We start from the raw sequence: 18,019 nt of genomic DNA on the forward strand, positions 1-18,019 counted from the left end.
TTATGAAAGCACACAAAATATTAAAAATAGTAGCTGGGCTTCTCGGTCTTGCAGGTATCATCTTTTTAGTGATGGTAATTGCAAAGGGTGATGATGCTATTAATGCTGCTGCGCTTGATGGCGACACCGCCATCATAGACCCAATGCTTTATGTAACATACATTATTTTTGCGATGACCTTAGCTTTCGTTTTGTTTTTCGTGATACAGAATCTGTTTACAAATACAGCTTCGATTAAAAGTACGTTAATAGGAGTAGGGGCTTTTGCAGCTGTGTTAGTGATATCATATGTATTGTCTAGTGGTTCTGATGCGTCTCAATATATGTATAACGGAGCTCCCGCTACAGAAAGTGAATCACACTTGGTGGGCGCAGGACTTGTAGCATTTTATATCCTTATTATTGCTGCTGCTGGAGCAATGTTATTATCAGGAGTCAAAAAAATAACTAAGTAATTATGGCAAAAAGATCAGCACCCGAAGTTAATGCAGGATCAATGGCTGATATTGCATTCTTACTTCTTATCTTTTTCTTGGTAACGACTACCATTACAACAGATACAGGTTTAAACAGAAAATTACCACCGATAGATGACTCAGAAGTCACTCCACCTATCATTAGGGAGAAAAATATCTTTACGGTTCTTATTAACGGAAGGAATCAACTTATGGTTGAAGAGCAGTTGATGGAACTTAAAGATTTGCGAAAAGCAGCCGTTGAATTTTTGGATAATGGGGGCGGTGTCGATGTCAATGGCAAACCTTGTGATTACTGTCATGGTAAAAAGGACCCAGCATCATCTGACCATCCTGATAAAGCCATCATTTCGTTAAAGAATGAGAGGGAGACCAAGTACGCAATGTACATCTCGGTTCAAAACGAATTGGTAGCAGCTTACAATCAGTTAAGAGACAGAAGAGCTATGGAACTTTATGGTGTAACTTTGAAGCAAATGGAAGCCAATCTGAGTGATGTCAATTGGGCAGGAAATAAGGAAACTCTTAAGGAGAAAATCGAAAGGATTAAGCTTGAATATCCTCAAAAGCTATCAGAGGTTCAATAATAATTTAGAAAAACATCAATATGGCCAAATTTAATAAAAAGAAGTCAGGCGAATTACCGGCAATATCAACAGCGTCATTACCTGACATTGTATTTATGCTATTGTTCTTTTTTATGGTGGCAACTACAATGCGTGAAACTACGCTGAAGATTGAAAATAAATTACCATTTGCTGACCAGGTTGAGAAACTTGATAAAAAAGATTTGGTAATGTATATTTATATTGGAAAACCAACTGAGGCATTTCAAAATAAATTCGGTAAGGAAGCTCGTATTCAATTAAATGACAAATTTGCTGATTTATCCGAAATTAGATCTTTTATTGCCTCTGAAAGAGCCTCAAAAAGAGAGGAGCTTGTTCCGTTTTTGACTGTTGCTCTTAAAGTGGATGAGAATGCCAATATGGGTATTGTCAGTGACGTTAAGCAAGAACTTAGAAAAGAGAATGCATTGAAAATAAACTATACCACCAAAAAAGGTGATGTTTCTTCGAACAGAAAAAACTAGTTTATCAGTTAAATAGTCTATAAGGCATCCTAAGTTATTAGGATGCTTTTTTTTTGGTCAAGATTCAAAAGTGCAGCAATATCATTTATATTTGTAGTATGAAGACCGTTCTATTTATTGTCATGTTCTCTTTGATGTCCTCAATGGTGTTTTCACAGCAACCTAAAGATGTCGATACCACTTTTGTGGATTACAAGTACAGAGAGGATCAATTCTACTTGTCAGTGACCTATAATCTTCTTGGTAATAAGCCAAATGAAATCAAACAAAGTGCATTTTCAAGCGGCATGCATTTTGGGGTAATTCGCGATTTTCCTTTTAATGAACGTAGAAATAAAGCGTTCGGAATCGGTTTGGGACTCTCCGTAAACTCCTACAATCAAAACATGTTAATTTCTGAAGATGCTACTGGCGATTATAACTATCAAATTATTGATGAAAGCCAAATAGCGATCAAAAGAAATAAGTTCACGACGTATTTGTTTGAAGTGCCATTACAATACCGTTGGCGCACCTCTACAGCCAAGGATTATAACTTTTGGCGTATTTATACCGGTGTGAAATTTGGTTACGTGATTAATAATTCATCAAAATTCAGGGGGAGTATCGACGATATTAAACATAGTAGCATTGATGATTTCAACAAATTGCAATACGGTCTTACCCTAAGCGCAGGTTATTCTACTTGGAACTTTAGTGTTTATTATGGTCTTAATCCTATTTTTAAGGACACTGCACAGCTAAACGGCAAATCCATGGACATGAACAGTATCAACGTTGGATTGATCTTCTATGTGCTTTAGAATGGCCTAATGGAAGATAAGCAAAGTAAAGAAGCGCTAAGAAATGCAGATAAGAGAAAGAAAGCACAATTAACAACACAAGAAGGGTTAAGCTTTTTTATTTTTTTCTGAATTTTAATTTGCATTTAAATTCTAAAAGTCACAATCTAATAGAAACTGAGCGTTTTGATGAATTCAGATTTGACAAGAAAAAGGAGCAAATTGAAATGGCTAAAATTGCAGGTTTATTATTTTATCTCGTCACCTAATCTCTACAGCCAGTAATTCAACAACACCAATTGCGGTGTTAATCCTATAAAAACTCCCATCACTAACTCTGCATTGGTGTGTGCCTTTAAGTGTAATCTCGACGTGGCGATAGCGCCAAGGATGACGCACATTAAAGCTATGGTTCCATTGATGTTGATCTTGAAATGGATGCTGAGTGCAAGCGCAAACATAAAAAAACCTGCACTTCCTATCATGTGAATACTTGCCTTGAATTTTAAAAATGCCAAAAACAAACAGGCTAATGTTGAGAATAAAATGCCCAAATAGAAATAATATAATTCAGGAATTTCCTCATAAGGCAGGACTCTTTTCAAGATCAGAATCAAGATCAAAACGTTTAGAATTAAAGGAATTATCCGCTCCTTGCTCGTTTTTAATTCGAGAGATTCCACTTGTTTAATGGTTTTGAGTAAGAAATATATCAGTATAGGTAAAATGACGGTCAAAATTGTAATCGAAAATACTTTTGCCCTGATGACCGGTTCTGGGATAAAACGTGGTGTTTTTGAAAAATAGAAAATGACCCCTAATAAGGGCATGAGTAATGGATGAAAAATGTAAGAGATACTTTTTAAAAGATAATGTATCATATTTTTTTTCGTAAACGTGCCACAGGTATGTCCAATTGTTCTCTGTATTTGGCAACTGTACGTCGTGCGATAGGGTAGCCTTTTTCTAAAAGAATGGAAGCTAGTTTCTCATCGGTAAGTGGTTTGCGCTTATTTTCATCTTCAATTACCGTTTCCAGGATCTTTTTGATTTCTCGAGTGGAGACTTCTTCGCCTTGGTCATTGGTCATGGATTCTGAAAAGAATTCCTTGATCAATTTGGTGCCATAAGGTGTGTCCACATACTTACTGTTCGCCACACGCGATACCGTAGAAACATCCATTTCAATTTCATCAGCAATATCCTTTAAAATCATCGGTCGTAGCTTACGCTCGTCGCCCGATAAAAAAAACTCCTTTTGATAGTGCATAATAGCGCTCATGGTCACAAATAAGGTTTGCTGACGTTGTTTAATGGCTTCAATAAACCACTTGGCAGCATCCAATTTCTGTTTGATGAACATTACCGCATCCTTTTGTGATTTGGACTTCTCCTTGGCTTCCTTATAGCCCTTCATCATGTTGCTGTATTCTCGTGACACATGAAGTTCTGGCGCATTTCTGCCATTTAGGGTCAACTCTAATTCGCCATCCACAATCTTTATGGCAAAATCTGGGACGATATGTTCTACAATGCGGTTATTACCCGCATAAGAACCTCCTGGTTTGGGATTTAAACGTTCTATTTCATCAATGGCATCCTTGAGTTGTAACTCAGTGATGTCAAATTTTTGAATTAATTTTTTATAATGCTTTTTGGTAAATTGATCAAATGCAGTATCGATAATGTGAATAGCCAACTCTACATCCGGATTTTTTTCCTTGCGATGTAATTGGATGCTCAAACATTCCTGAAGGTTGCGTGCGCCAACGCCTGCAGGATCCAATTGATGAACTATATGGAGTACTTTTTCAATTGATTTTTCGTCCGTAAACACATTCTGCGTAAAGGCCATATCGTCCATAATCTCTGCTAGCGAGCGACGGATATAACCACTTTCATCAACACTGCCTACCAAAAACTCGGCAATATCACGCTCATCATCCGTTAGTCTGAAGGTGTTTAATTGGGTGGTCAAATATTGAGTAAAAGAAGTTCCCGCTGCAAACGGAATATCTCGATCTTCATCATCTGCACTGTAATTATTGACTTGAGTTCTATAATCTGGAATATCGTCGTCACTCAAATACTCGTCAATGTTGATGTCTTCGCCAATTTGTTCGTTTTCTTCGTACTCGTCCTGCGTGTTGTCAAATTCGTCAAACTTGTCATCGAACTCATCCTCTTCCTTTCCTGATTCCAAGGCTGGATTTTCTTCCATTTCCTGCTTTAAACGTTGTTCAAATGCTTGTGTAGGCAATTGAATCAACTTCATGAGCTGAATCTGTTGCGGCGACAACTTTTGTGATAATTTGAACTGTAAGTACTGTTTAAGCATGCGTATCAAGGTTTAACTCTAAAAATAGAAAAAACAATCTATATAAGTGAAAAATATAAATTGTTTTGTGAAAGTTTTACGTTTTAAGGAAGACCAGACAGGTTTCTAAAACCTGTCTGGTCATTAGGGTTATTTAGAACTCTGCATTATGCGGTGTTCTTGGAAAAGGGATGACATCACGGATGTTGCCCATTCCTGTAGCAAACATTACCAAACGTTCAAAACCAAGTCCAAAACCAGAGTGTACTGCGGTGCCGTATTTGCGTAAATCCAAATACCACCATAGTTCTTCTTCATCAATGTTCAAGGCTTTCATCTTTTCCTTAAGAACTTCTAAACGTTCTTCACGTTGAGAGCCACCAACCATTTCACCGATGCCTGGGAATAGAATGTCCATGGCGCGAACCGTTTTTCCATCTTCATTCAAACGCATATAAAATGCCTTGATATTGGCAGGATAATCAAATAAAATCACAGGACATTTAAAGTGTTTTTCAACTAAGAAACGTTCGTGTTCACTTTGAAGATCTGCACCCCATTCTGTAATAAGATATTTGAATTGCTTCTTTTTATTAGGTTTTGAATCGATTAAGATGTCAATGGCTTCGGTATAGCTAACGCGTTTGAAGTTATTGTCAATAACAAATTTCAGTTTTTCAATCAGACTCATTTCTGAACGCTCAGCTTGAGGTTTTGATTTTTCTTCCTCCAACAAGCGTTGTTCTAAAAACTCCAAATCCTCACGGTTGTGTTCTAAAACATATTTTAGCACTGATTTCAAGAAATCTTCAGCAAGGTCCATGTTTCCGGCTAGATCCATAAAAGCAACTTCTGGTTCAATCATCCAAAATTCTGCTAAATGGCGAGAGGTATTAGAGTTCTCGGCTCTAAAAGTTGGTCCAAAAGTATATACTTTACCTAAGGACATGGCGTAGGCTTCTGCTTCCAATTGTCCCGAAACGGTCAAGTTGGTTTCCTTTCCGAAAAAATCTTCAGAATAATCTACTTTGCCGTCTTCAGTTAATGGTGGGTTTTTTGGATCCAATGCACTAACGCGGAACATTTCGCCGGCACCTTCAGCATCACTTCCCGTAATGATTGGGGTGTGCATATAGTAAAATCCGTTGTCATTAAAATACTTATGAATGGCAAATGATAATGTGGAACGCAAACGCATTACCGCACTAAACGTATTGGTTCTAGTACGTAAGTGTGCATTTTCGCGTAAAAATTCAAAAGAGTGTTTTTTAGGCTGAATAGGAAAGGTTTCCGGATCAGAATCTCCCAAAATGACAATTTTGTCTACTTGAATTTCAACCGATTGTCCCTTGCCTTGACTTTCGATCAATTGGCCTTTAATATGAACGGCAGCACCCGTGGTAATGCGCTTTAATGTTTTTTCGTCCGTATTTTCAAAATCCACAACACACTGAATGTTTTGAAGTGTTGAACCATCATTTAAAGCAATAAAACGATTCGCTCTAAAGGTTCTTACCCAACCTTTAATATCAATGTCTTGCGATTTAAAATCTGCTTTTAATAATTCTGCAACGGTTTTAGATGTCATAGTCATAAATTTAAGAGTGCAAAGATAAAAAAAGCCTCATGGCTTTCAATCTTTAATGACGAAAAAACAAGTGTTTAGAGGTATAAATCCATGAGCAACGCTAATTTGTTCAATTCAATGCTGAGATCTTTTGGTTTACTGTCTCTCCTATCTTTTAGAGAGTAATTTTTTCAACTTGATTCTTCTCGTGTCTTTACTCTTCGAAATAAACATGCAGGTCATTATAAAAGCAAAAAAATCTCCAATTATGGAGATTTTAATTGCAATATAAATGTATGATTACTATTAGTTTTTTGTAATGCGCTTAGTAGCAAAACCATTATCTGAATAAATTTTCAAGACATATATTCCGGCATTAAGGGCTTCGATATTAAGCGAGGTATTCAAAGCTTGAATTTTCTTTTCCAGAACTTTGCGACCATTAATATCAAATAGGCTAGCGTCGGCTTGAATTTGATCTCTTAATTTGATGTTAAACATGTTTGTTGTGGGATTTGGATAAACGCTTACAAAATTAGAGTCGCTTAAGTCGTTTAAATCCATAGTGTCATCAGAATAGTAATAGGTTGATCTCGTTTCAATCTCCCAGGTTGCAGCACCTCGAACAGGTATTTGGGCACTGGTGTTTTCGCTCGTGATACTAGTTAGTAATTTGTTGTAATGAGCTATATCATCAAGCCCAGCATCATTTTGATATGAATTGGTGTTAAATGGATTTCTATATTTTGATAGTAAGATTGTCTTATCATAAGTATAATCTATTTTGTCATTTTCCTCCCAAATAATGCCGTCTGGAGATTTTGAATAGATTTCAGTAATTCTATTACCACTGGTGTCTGTTGTAAAATTAATTTTATCATCATTTTTCCACGCTACTCCCTCCCATGTTTGGAACAGTATTTCTTCAATTCTATCGCTTGATGCATTTCTTTTATATATAGTTTTGTCAGACAAGACCCAGATATTATTTTCGAAATCTTCAATAATAATTTCTGATATTTTGTTCGCCACATAATTAACAACGCCTCTTTCATCATTAATCCACAGCGTACCGTTCCATTCGAAGGAATTGAAGGAAGCAATATTATTTCCGGAATAAACAAAATCTGTTTTATCTTCTGGTTTCCAAACACCATTATCCCAGGTATAGGTTATTTCTTGAATGATTTTATTGTTAGTGTAGGTAAGTACATCTCTAAATATGTTGGTGTATGCTTTTGTGAAATCATTCCAACTTGAAAAAACAGTCTCCGTTAAGTTGCCGTTATTGTCATATGTATATTGAATTTTTGAAGCTGGAATCCAAGCAATGGATAACCAATAAAAATCTTTAGTTTCTGCTAATTCTCCTTTAGAGTTGTAAGTGTATTCTTCTTTGAGAGCTTCACTATAAACTTGTGTGTCTGAATCATAATATTCTACAATTTTATGAGTCAGCGATTCCTGACTATAGGTAGTAAACAGACCTAATAAAAAAGTGAGTACGAAGAAAAGTATATGTTTTTTCATAATTCAAGTTTTAAGATTATTAAATTTATATAGATGCAGTAAGGCCTTTTGAATCAGGATAATACAGAATTTGGAGGTCTTATAAAATTAGAGAAAAAAAACGATATCTTTAGAGAATTTGATCGAAAGTTTGAATCACTTTCAAAGATATTTTTCTACATAAAAAACACCTTAGGTCAACATAAGGTGTTTTGATTATAAACGGCTAGACTTGTAATAAGCTATTTATACTTTTTCTTATGAATTTAAGTTGGACTCATTCTCTGAGTCATCTTCCTCAGGAATTATATTAATCGAAGGCTTCTTCAATGTCTCTTTATTGGCAATACTTTTTTCTAAAGATAATAGCAGGGATGGTAAGAGTACCAGATTGGATAACATTGCAAATAATAAAGTTGTAGAGACTAAGGCTCCTAAAGCCACCGTTCCTCCAAAACTCGATAAGGTAAAGACTGAAAATCCGAAGAATAATACAATGGACGTGTAGAACATGCTCACACCAGTTTCGCGCAATGCCCCATAAACCGATTGTTTTATTTTCCAATTATTCGCTTGTAGTTCTTGACGGTATTTTGCTAAAAAGTGAATGGTATCATCTACTGAAATTCCAAAGGCAATACTAAATACCAAAATAGTCGATGGTTTAATCGGAACTCCCAAATAACCCATTAATCCAGCGGTAATTAACAACGGCAAAAGGTTGGGGATCAATGAAATGACGATCATCCTAAAAGATCTGAATAAATACGCCATAAATAAAGCAATCAGAAAAATGGCAAGAGAGAGGGAAATCACTAAATTCTTGACCAAATATTTAGTGCCTTTTTGAAATACCAAGGCCTTTCCGGTCATGGTCACGTTATAATTTTCGGCTGGAAATAATTTATTGATTTCAGTTTGAAGATCTTCTTCAATACGTTCCATTTTATCCGTGCCAATATCTTTCATAAAGGTGGTAATGCGGGCGTAACGACCGGTGCTATCTACGAAGCTTTTTAGCATATCAGCTTCAGTGTTGGAGTTTTTGGCATAAGACAAGATAAAACTGTTTTCTTGACTGGTAGGAAGTTGGTAATATTTTGGATTACCGTTATAATATGCTTGTTTAGAATATTTGACGAGACTCACTACAGAAATTGGCCTCGACAATTGCGGAATTTCAATGATAAGATCTTCCTGCTCATTCATGCGTTTGAGCGTGCTCAATGTCATGACGCCTTTTTTGCGTTTGGTATCGATCATGATTTCCAAGGGCATAATCCCGTTGAACTCATTTTCAAAAAAGCGGATATCCCTGAAAAACTCCGTGTTTTGAGGCATATCTTCAATAAGACTTCCAGAAATTTTGATTTGAAATATTCCTATAATACTCAAGGTTAAAAGCGATACCGCAGTCAAGTAAATGGTGATGCGGCGGTGTTTGACCATGCCTTGTATCCAATTGGTAAAACTATTGATCCAGCGTCGGTTGAAATGGTTTAAATGGCGCTCTTTCGGAGACGGTAAAATGGAATAAATAATAGGTATAATCAGAATTGAGAGCAGAAATATAGAAATAATGCTCAATGAAGAAACGATACCAAATTCTTTTAAAAGCGTACTTTCTGTCAGGATAAATGTTGCAAATCCAGTTGCTGTTGTGGCGTTGGTCATTAAAGTGGCATTTCCAATTTTGGTAATGACACGTTGCAAGGATTTCACTTTATTTCCATGAAGTTTGACTTCCTGTTGGTACTTATTAATGAGGAAAATACAGTTGGGAATTCCAATAACAATAATCAGCGGCGGAATTAATGCGGTCAACACCGTGATTTCGTATCCCAAAAGTCCAATAATACCAAAAGTCCACATGACCCCAATACATACCACAACAAGGGCGATTAATGTGGCTCTAAACGATCTGAAAAATAAAAAGAAAATGAAAGAGGTTACAAAAAGCGCTGCGCCAATAAACAATGGGATTTCACCCACAATATTTTCAGAATTGAGGGTTCGGATATATGGCATCCCTGAAACTCGGACATCCAGATTGTATTTTGCTTCGAAATCAGCAATTTTGGGTTGAAGAATATCGACGATAAAATCTTTTCGTGCCGAGGTGTTGACAATATCTTTATTGAGATAAATGGCGGTCCTGATGGTTCGGGTGTCCTTATTGAAAAGGAAATTGTCATAAAAAGGATATTTATGAAATAATTCTTGTTGCAAGCTGTCAATTTCTTCCAATGATGTCAAAGAATCCTTGATAAAAGGTTCTAAATCAAACCTCTCTTTTTCAGTATTTTTGACGAGTTTCTTTAAATCTTTTATGGATAGGACAGCATCGACTTCATCATAATACTTGAAACTTTCAGAAAGCCGGTTCCAGGCATTTAATTTTTCGACCGTAAACAAAGTCGGATCTTTGACGCCAAGCACCACAAGATTGCCTTCTTCTCCAAAAATCCTTAAGAATTCGTTATAAGTAATATTAACTTCATTGTCGTCAGGTAGCAGATTGGCTTCCGTAAAAGTAAAGCGCATATACTTCCATTGCGTACTTAAGAAAAAAGTCGCTAAAGCAATAAGGATAAGAATGATAATTCTGTTGCGTAAGATTAATCTTGCCGCAACCTTCCAGAAGTTTATTGTAGACAGTTTAAACATGGCTTATTTTACTACTGCAAAGGTAAAACAAACAAAATATTTGAAAGGCCTCTATAAGGTAAGATTGAAGGTAAACTTCACGGCCACATTATCAGTAAATATTGGTAAATGGTAAGCGCCGTATCGGTAGGCAAAGCTTAATCCAAATCCAAAAAGTATCTTGTTCACCTCAAGTCCACCCTCCGAATATCCTTTGTTAAGTGTGCCAAAAGTAATACCTTGATGCCGATCAATATCACTCATGTTTCCTAAAGCAAAACGGGAAATCAAGACCATTTGTGGTTTACTAAATTTCGAATCATAAAAGGGCTTCAGGGCATGCTTTAGTTGAAGAGTTGCAAACCGGTCTGAAAAAAACTCGTTGAAATACATGGTTTCAAAACTGTTAATTCCTGCGACAGAAAACCGATTTAAAATGGTCAGTTTGTTGATGTTGTTAGGGTAGGCATGGTACAAATTGGTCAATGGGGTTGTGCCTATGGCAATACCGCCCGTTAAAGTGGCTTCTGTAAAGGAGTCGCCCTCGGCATTGTGTTCCAATTTATAGATCGTCCTAAAGTCTATTTTAGTAAAATTAAAATCGCCACCTAATACATCTTTAAAGCTTTTAGACATTTGAAGGGTAAAGTTTGGAAAACCTTCCTTTTGAACTTCTTCATCACCAACGTTTTCAAAAGTATTGAACGGATTCCATTGTAAGGATACTTTTGCAATACTCATCCGGAATTCCTTAAAAGCGGTTTCATCCACCAAAAAAGCATAGTTGTAGGTTGGGTTCACATTACTTCTAGAAAATTGGGTCTCGGATAACAAATACGGTGTGATCCTATGTTCAAGAGCTATTGATTTGGTAATATGATGATGAAACAGATTAATGTTAATTAATCGAGGCTCGAAAAACGAAAAGAAACGTTTGTCAGTTAAAAAAGTGGAGCTTCCCGTTTCCTGTAAATCGTCAGTATAGGCAAGGTTGATCCATGTCCCTGAATCTTTAGACAGTCTAAAACCTCCGCCAATGCTATATTTAAAGGTATGATCTCTAAATCCATAAACGAGATAGCCGTTCATTCGGTATTTTTCAGAAAGGTTGTCATTGGTTCTTCCTCCCAAGCCAGTCCGTATCCCTTCATGTTGATTATATTTTATCAGATAACGAAGGTCAATATCTATATATTTAGTGGGGAAAAAGCCATTCCCTATTTGTTTGAAAAACTTGCTTTTCTTGATGGAATCCTGTTCTACAACGGTTAGTGTGTCTCCCGTTTTAGTTGGAATTTGTGACTGTGTTGACCATATACAAACGATAAAAAAAAGATAAGCACAGTATTTTTGCATATAGTGATTGGATAAATGTTAATGTAGTGCTAAAAAAAGCGACTTGTGAGTCGCTTTAAATTATACGGTCATGATTTCCTTTTCTTTTACCTCTAAGGCTTCATCAATTCTTTTAACGTACTTATCGGTTAATTGTTGTACTTCTCCTTCTGCACTTTTTTGAATATCTTCAGAAACGTCAGTCAACTTCTTGATTTCATTATTAGCATCTTTTCTTGCACTGCGCACACCGATTTTGGCGTCTTCAGCTTCAGCTTTGGCTTGTTTAGCCAAGTCACGTCGGCGCTCCTCCGTTAATGGTGGAACACTAATGATGATGAGGTCGCCATTATTCATCGGGTTGAAGCCCAAGTTTGCGATTTGAATCCCTTTTTCAACTTCTTGAATCATTTTTTTCTCCCAAGGTTGTACGGTAATTGTCCGACCGTCAGGTGTATTTATGTTGGCAATTTGGGTTAATGGCGTTTGAGCACCATAATAGTTGACCATTACACTGCCTAACATGGCTGGGCTCGCTTTGCCCGCTCTAATATTTCCAAATTGCTTTTCAAGATGCTTGATGGCATTAGCCATGGCTTCTTTTGTACTATCTAATATAAAGGTAATGTCTTCGTTCATCGTTAAAAATTTTTATTTCTAAAACAATCCAAAAAATGAGCCAAATGGCAGGTTTTGATTTATAGATTAACTGTAGTTCCAATTTTTTCCCCAGAAATCACTTTTAAAAGATTTCCTTTTTTGTTCATGTCAAAAACAATAATTGGCAATTCATTTTCCTGACTTAGTGTAAAGGCAGTGGTGTCCATTACTTTCAGCCCTTTGCTCAATACATCATCAAAAGTAATGTGATCGAACTTAACTGCACTGGTGTCTTTTTCAGGATCTGTGTTGTAAATACCATCAACGCGAGTTCCTTTTAAAATTACATCAGCTTCTATTTCAATAGCTCTCAAAACAGCTGCTGAATCGGTGGTGAAATATGGATTTCCAGTGCCACCACCAAAAATAACCACACGTCCTTTTTCTAAATGGCGCATTGCTTTTCTTCTGATAAAAGGCTCTGCGACTTGGTTGATATGCACTGCTGATTGTAATCGTGTTGGCATACCTGCATCTTCGAGGGCGCTTTGTAATGCTAATCCATTAATTACTGTTGCTAACATGCCCATGTGGTCTCCTTGTACACGATCCATACCAGCGCTTGCACCGGCAACACCTCTAAAAATGTTTCCACCTCCGATAACGATGGCGACTTCAACACCCAATTCAATGATTTCTTTAATGTCTTCAGCATATTCTGCCAATCGTTGTGGGTCAATTCCGTATTGACGATCTCCCATCAGTGCTTCGCCTGAAAGTTTGAGAAGAATTCTTTTGTATTTCATGTGTATATACTTATTGTTTTTCAATGGTCACATGCTATTCGCCATTAATCTTTCTCTTTGGTGTTAAAATTTTTAGCATGCTCATTTCATGTGTTTGTACTTATTGTTTTAATGGACACATGTTGCTCGCTTTGAATCATTCCCATGGGTTTTAAAATTTTTAGCATGCTCATTTCATGTGTTGTGTCGAAAAATTTAGCAAATATAATGATTATTGTAATTTACAAAAGTAGAAGTTGCTTATTGTAGTGGTTTAAACTTTTTCCATTCGCTAAAAAATAGTAAACTTTCGCTTTAACACCAAAAGTTTTAACCATTTCATTTCCATTTTAAGGTTTCCATGATGTGTTTGATGTCTTTCTTTAAATAGTCGGCCGCAGGTAAAATGGAATCATAATTGGGCTTTGCGTAAAAATAAAGTGAACCATTCAAGAAATGATTGACACTATCTGTAACGTAAAACTGAGATTGTGATGCAGCATTGCCACCAATCTCATAGAACATTCCATACACCCGATGGTCTTTGTTTTCGTAAAAATCGCCTTCAATCACATCTGCTTTTTGAGTATGCTCTTGAGTCAGGTTTTGAGAGTCTCTGATCAAAGGAATGAGGTTGTTTTCGGTAACCTTAATATAGGTCAGGTAAATAGTGCCTTTTAAGGACGGGTAGTCTATGTTGATGCCAAATGAACGATTTTTATCGTCTATTTTGACTTTTCTGATCTTCGGTGCTAGGGTGTTTTTTTCGAAAGTGAAAGGCAAATCGGTATCTGTTTCTTTATATTCCGCTGGTGGATAATCCAGTCGTAAAAAACCTTTTGGTTTAGGAACGGGATCTTCGCCGCACGAAAAACAGGGGCTAACGATTAATGCAAGGGCTAAAACTTTAAATTTTATCATTTTAAAATAGTAAATTTCACTTGTTTGATGCGCTTTTTATCTAAAGCTTCAATAGTGAAAACGTAATTCTTGAAATTTATTTTACTGTTACGTCGTGGGAAAACTCCTGAAATTTCTAAAACGAAACCTGCAATGGTTTCCGCCTCGCCTTTATGGTTTTCAAAGTCAGAGTCATCTTCAAGATTCAGGATTTTGTAAAATTCCTTTAAGGTTGTTTTTCCATCAAATGAATAATTGTAATCATCTATTTTGGTAAACATCAAATCATCATCATCAAATTCATCACTGATATCGCCTACAATTTCTTCAATAACATCTTCCAACGATACCAAGCCAGAAGTACCGCCATATTCATCCACCACAACTGCTAAATGCACTTTTTTCTCTTGGAATTCTGCCATTAAGTCGTCCAGCTTTTTGTTTTCTGGCACAAAAAACGGATCGCGCAACAAGGCGGTCCAATCAAATTGTTTTCGGTCAATATAAGGGAGAAGGTCTTTAACGTATAATATGCCAACAACATTGTCAATGGTTTCCTTGTAAACAGGAATTCTTGAATAGCCATTTTTAATGACTTCTGGAATGATTTCAGAATATTTCAGATCGTTCGACAAAGCGAAAATGTCAATTCGAGGACGCATAACCTGTTTGGTGTCTGTATTTCCGAAGGAGACAATTCCTTGCAGGATTTTATGTTCTTCCATGGTCGTCTCATGCGCGCTAGTAAGTTCTAAAGCTTGAGACAGTTGATCCACACTGATATTGGATTTCTGTTTTCCCAACTTATTGTGGATGCCCACTGTGATAGAACGCATAGGCAAACTTATTGGCGAAAAGATAACATCCAAGACTTTAATGGGTTGTGCCATGAACATTGCAAATTTAATTCGGTTTCTGCTGGCGTAAATCTTTGGTAGGATTTCTCCGAAAAGTAAAATTAAAAATGTAGCAACGACCACATCAAATATAAAAGCAAGATCCAATTTAAATTGGAAAATATTGATAATCATATTTCGCCCTTCAAACGCCGCTTTACTTATGGTAGCAAAGAGCAATACGGTAGCGATATTGATGAAGTTATTCGCAACGAGTATGGTGGCCAATAATTTTTTAGGACGTTCCAGAAGTTTTGATATAATTTGGAATGCAGTCGATTTTTGCTGTAAACCATTGTCAATGTCAGAACGCGTTAGTGAGAAAAAAGCTACTTCAGCACCCGAGATAAGCGCGGAGCAGGTAAGTAATACACATATAGAAATAACTCCTATAATTAATGAGATGTTATCCGAAGATAGAAAGATTAGTAGTTGCGTGGGTTCAGGGTCCAATACAAAAGGGATTAGTTAGATTTTTAAAATGGTAAATCATCATGTTGTTCAGGTTCGGCACTATTGGTATTTGGGATTGATGCCGATTGTCCTGGGTTTGAAAGATTGTCCTGATTTTCATTTTTTGTGGTCAAAAACGTAAAATCGGTACATTGTATTTCTGTGGAATAACGCTCGATGCCCTTGTCGTCAGTCCATTTTCTTGTTTTGATACGACCTTCAATATATACTTTGTCGCCTTTGCTCAAATATTTTTCACAAATTTCGGCGGCTTTGTTGCGTACTACGATATTATGCCATTCGGTATTGCTAATACGTTCATTGGTTTGCTTACTTGTATAAGTCTCATTGGTGGCCAAAGGAAATCGTCCAACGCAATTTTTATCATCAAAATAGTGCATTTTCACATCATCTCCCAAGTGACCAATTAACATGACCTTATTTAAAGTGCCAGACATAATTTATTTGAAATTTAGATGCAAATTTAACCATTTGCAATGACTTATTTAAAAGTAATGAAAATATATGAGTTATTATTTGTTGCCGTTTGAATTTGTCAGTCTATATTGATAATTCGTTTTATGTCATTTTTTAATACGGGAAAATTATAGTACAGCACTTATAGTAAGAGTGCTTTTTTTTCTTTATCAAATTTCTCTGTGAATCTCTATTTTATTTGTGCTCTGTGTAACTCTGTGGAATGGCTTTTACAGTATACGAATCATCTGGTTTTTATGGAACGCAGAGGACGCGGATTTCTTATGATTTTAAACTGATTCTTTTTTGGACATGGATTTGACTGATTTTCACAGATAGATAACGTGATTAATAAAATTTTTCCTTTGTGCAACTCTGCGTAATAACTTTCTAAATAGCTAATCAAAGAATTCATCAATAAAATTACTAATCAAAATAGGCGTTGGATAGGTCTTTATTTTTGCAATAGGAATTCCATTATGCGGGAGTTTTTCAACTTCAATAATCCAGAATTTGGTATGTAAATGCTGATGCGAAAGTTTGTGCACAATGTCCTTACTATTATATAGACTAAATTCAAAAGGAGCGTCCTTAAATAAAGACTGTATAAAAGGATGCTTTTTAAAGTCGGCCATCTTTAGTTTCTGCTCTGTTTCCAATAATGGGAATTGATAGAGGTTTTGCCAAATTCCTTTTGTTGTCCTTTTGTGGAAAATGGTTTTTTTGTCTGTGGATAATAGGACAAGAAAATTAAAGTGTTTGGTACTAACCTTTGTTTTGTTCAATTTAACTGGTAACACCTCTGTTTTGTTTTTCTGAAGAGCTACACAACTCTCATTTAAAGGACAAATAGTACAATTCGGATTTTTGGGCTTGCATTGAATGGCGCCAAACTCCATAATAGCTTGATTATAGTCTGACGGATTTTGGTGATCCATCAAAGACGTCGCCAGTGTTTTAAATTCTTTAATGCCTTGTGTTGAATTTATGGGCGTGTCAATCCCAAAGTAACGTGACAATACTCTATATACATTGCCATCTACAACGGCGGTCGGTTCATTAAAACAAATGGAGGCGATCGCGCTAGCCGTATAGTCGCCCACGCCTTTTAATTTTAAGAGCTCTTTATAGGTGTTTGGGAAAATACCATTCAGTTCATTGGCAATATATTTTGCCGAGGTATGCAAATTGCGAGCTCGAGAGTAATAGCCTAAGCCCTGCCAAAGTTTTAAAACGTCCTCTTCCTGAGCGTGGGCAAGGTCAAAAACTGTTGGGTATTTGTCAACAAATGCTTCGTAATAGGGTAGGCCTTGCGCTACTTGTGTTTGTTGTAAGATTATTTCCGATAACCAGATATTGTACGGATTTTTGGTATTTCGCCAAGGCATCTCCCGCTTATGCTCTGAATACCAAATAGTTAATGTCTTGTTAAAATTCATCTTTTTTTTGTAATTCTCGACAAAAATAAAGCTTTACACCCTTAAATTTTAATTAATTAGGTTTGAAATATTGAAATTAAAATGACTATATTTGCATCCCTTATAATTAATAGATAAACCCTAAAATTAGTAACAATGACAAAAGCTGATCTAGTAGCAAAGATTTCTGAGAGATTAGGAATGGAAAAAGGAGATGTCCAAGCAACAGTTGAAACGTTCATGGAGGAAGTCAAAACATCTTTGGAAGGTGGAGATAACGTGTATTTAAGAGGTTTTGGAAGCTTTATTATCAAAACAAGAGCTGAGAAAACTGGAAGAAATATTTCAAAAAACACCACTATCAAAATACCAGCACACAACATTCCAGCATTTAAGCCTGCAAAAGTATTTGTAGAAAGCGTTAAATCTAATGTTGAAGTTGAGACAGTACTTAAGTAGAGTAAAGCATTAAAGGAAATATTAATTTAAAAAAGACTTGATTTATGCCAAGTGGTAAAAAAAGAAAGAGACATAAGGTAGCGACGCATAAGCGTAAAAAACGTAGACGCGCTAACCGTCACAAGAAAAAGAAATAAACTGAAAAAGTAGTTAAAAAACTACTTTTTCGTTTTTTTTACAGTAACGTTCTTTGATATGAAATTTAGGTTGTGCCACTGGTTGTGGCTAGCTTAAATTTACCGGAATTACCCCGATAGTTTATCGGGAATCCTGTGTCAAAAAATTTAGTATAATCCATCTGTTTTG

General features: G+C 36.1%; 17 protein-coding genes. 5 read left to right on the forward strand and 12 right to left on the reverse strand.

The annotated features are described in order from the left end of the window. Positions 1-2 precede the first annotated feature (2 nt). From ACOH2D_RS01860 to ACOH2D_RS01875, 4 genes are all read left to right on the forward strand, one after another. Positions 3-455 (forward strand): hypothetical protein, encoded by a 453-nt coding sequence (locus ACOH2D_RS01860; protein ID WP_348035998.1) that lies wholly within the window; start codon positions 3-5, stop codon positions 453-455. Between the two features lie 2 nt (positions 456-457). Further along, positions 458-1,063, forward strand: a complete 606-nt coding sequence (locus tag ACOH2D_RS01865; protein WP_449534214.1) for an ExbD/TolR family protein — start codon at positions 458-460, stop codon at positions 1,061-1,063. 20 nt (positions 1,064-1,083) lie between these two features. Next, positions 1,084-1,569 (forward strand): ExbD/TolR family protein, encoded by a 486-nt coding sequence (locus ACOH2D_RS01870; protein ID WP_348035996.1) that lies wholly within the window; start codon positions 1,084-1,086, stop codon positions 1,567-1,569. Between the two features lie 98 nt (positions 1,570-1,667). Continuing rightward, positions 1,668-2,372, forward strand: a complete 705-nt coding sequence (locus ACOH2D_RS01875; RefSeq protein ID WP_348035995.1) for a porin family protein — start codon at positions 1,668-1,670, stop codon at positions 2,370-2,372. Positions 2,373-2,623: 251 nt separating this feature from the next. Here the strand turns inward: ACOH2D_RS01875 and ACOH2D_RS01880 are convergent, their stop codons facing one another. The 12 genes from ACOH2D_RS01880 to mutY all read right to left on the reverse strand — a co-directional run bounded on the left by ACOH2D_RS01880 (position 2,624) and on the right by mutY (position 17,275). Then, the gene (locus ACOH2D_RS01880) at positions 2,624-3,232 is read right to left on the reverse strand and encodes a hypothetical protein (RefSeq protein ID WP_348035994.1); all 609 of its coding nucleotides are present in this window, start codon (positions 3,230-3,232) and stop codon (positions 2,624-2,626) included. Then, positions 3,229-4,689, reverse strand: coding sequence for an RNA polymerase factor sigma-54 (rpoN, locus tag ACOH2D_RS01885; RefSeq protein WP_348035993.1), 1,461 nt, complete (start codon positions 4,687-4,689; stop codon positions 3,229-3,231). The genes ACOH2D_RS01880 and rpoN overlap by 4 nt, the downstream gene beginning before the upstream one ends. A gap of 133 nt (positions 4,690-4,822) precedes the next feature. Continuing rightward, positions 4,823-6,256, reverse strand: a complete 1,434-nt coding sequence (gene asnS, locus ACOH2D_RS01890; RefSeq protein ID WP_449534215.1) for an asparagine--tRNA ligase — start codon at positions 6,254-6,256, stop codon at positions 4,823-4,825. A gap of 285 nt (positions 6,257-6,541) precedes the next feature. Continuing rightward, positions 6,542-7,765 carry a T9SS type A sorting domain-containing protein gene (locus ACOH2D_RS01895; protein ID WP_348035991.1) on the reverse strand — a complete coding sequence of 408 codons (1,224 nt, stop codon included), beginning with the start codon at positions 7,763-7,765 and terminating at the stop codon, positions 6,542-6,544. Between the two features lie 237 nt (positions 7,766-8,002). Next, complete coding sequence (locus ACOH2D_RS01900) at positions 8,003-10,411, reverse strand: efflux RND transporter permease subunit (RefSeq protein ID WP_449534216.1); 2,409 nt, start codon at positions 10,409-10,411, stop codon at positions 8,003-8,005. Between the two features lie 51 nt (positions 10,412-10,462). Beyond that, on the reverse strand, positions 10,463-11,746 hold the full coding sequence (locus ACOH2D_RS01905) for a DUF5686 family C-terminal domain-containing protein (protein WP_449534217.1): 1,284 nt from the start codon (positions 11,744-11,746) through the stop codon (positions 10,463-10,465). A 60-nt stretch (positions 11,747-11,806) separates the two neighbouring features. Continuing rightward, the gene (gene frr / locus ACOH2D_RS01910) at positions 11,807-12,364 is read right to left on the reverse strand and encodes a ribosome recycling factor (protein ID WP_348035988.1); all 558 of its coding nucleotides are present in this window, start codon (positions 12,362-12,364) and stop codon (positions 11,807-11,809) included. Positions 12,365-12,423: 59 nt separating this feature from the next. Then, positions 12,424-13,131 (reverse strand): UMP kinase, encoded by a 708-nt coding sequence (pyrH, locus tag ACOH2D_RS01915; protein WP_348035987.1) that lies wholly within the window; start codon positions 13,129-13,131, stop codon positions 12,424-12,426. 318 nt (positions 13,132-13,449) lie between these two features. Beyond that, positions 13,450-14,031, reverse strand: coding sequence for a gliding motility lipoprotein GldD (gene gldD / locus ACOH2D_RS01920; protein WP_449534218.1), 582 nt, complete (start codon positions 14,029-14,031; stop codon positions 13,450-13,452). Beyond that, a complete protein-coding gene (locus ACOH2D_RS01925) occupies positions 14,028-15,359 on the reverse strand; it encodes a gliding motility-associated protein GldE (protein ID WP_449534219.1) in 1,332 nt (443 codons plus the stop codon). Before ACOH2D_RS01925 ends, gldD begins: the two co-directional genes overlap by 4 nt. Positions 15,360-15,382: 23 nt before the next feature. Further along, positions 15,383-15,817 carry a single-stranded DNA-binding protein gene (locus ACOH2D_RS01930; RefSeq protein WP_348035984.1) on the reverse strand — a complete coding sequence of 145 codons (435 nt, stop codon included), beginning with the start codon at positions 15,815-15,817 and terminating at the stop codon, positions 15,383-15,385. A gap of 417 nt (positions 15,818-16,234) precedes the next feature. After that, positions 16,235-17,275 carry an A/G-specific adenine glycosylase gene (gene mutY, locus ACOH2D_RS01935; RefSeq protein ID WP_449534220.1) on the reverse strand — a complete coding sequence of 347 codons (1,041 nt, stop codon included), beginning with the start codon at positions 17,273-17,275 and terminating at the stop codon, positions 16,235-16,237. Positions 17,276-17,410: 135 nt separating this feature from the next. Between mutY and ACOH2D_RS01940 the strand changes: the two genes are divergently transcribed. Beyond that, complete coding sequence (locus tag ACOH2D_RS01940) at positions 17,411-17,713, forward strand: HU family DNA-binding protein (RefSeq protein ID WP_348037968.1); 303 nt, start codon at positions 17,411-17,413, stop codon at positions 17,711-17,713. Positions 17,714-18,019: the final 306 nt, after the last annotated feature.

Source organism: Gelidibacter sp. (assembly GCF_053579655.1).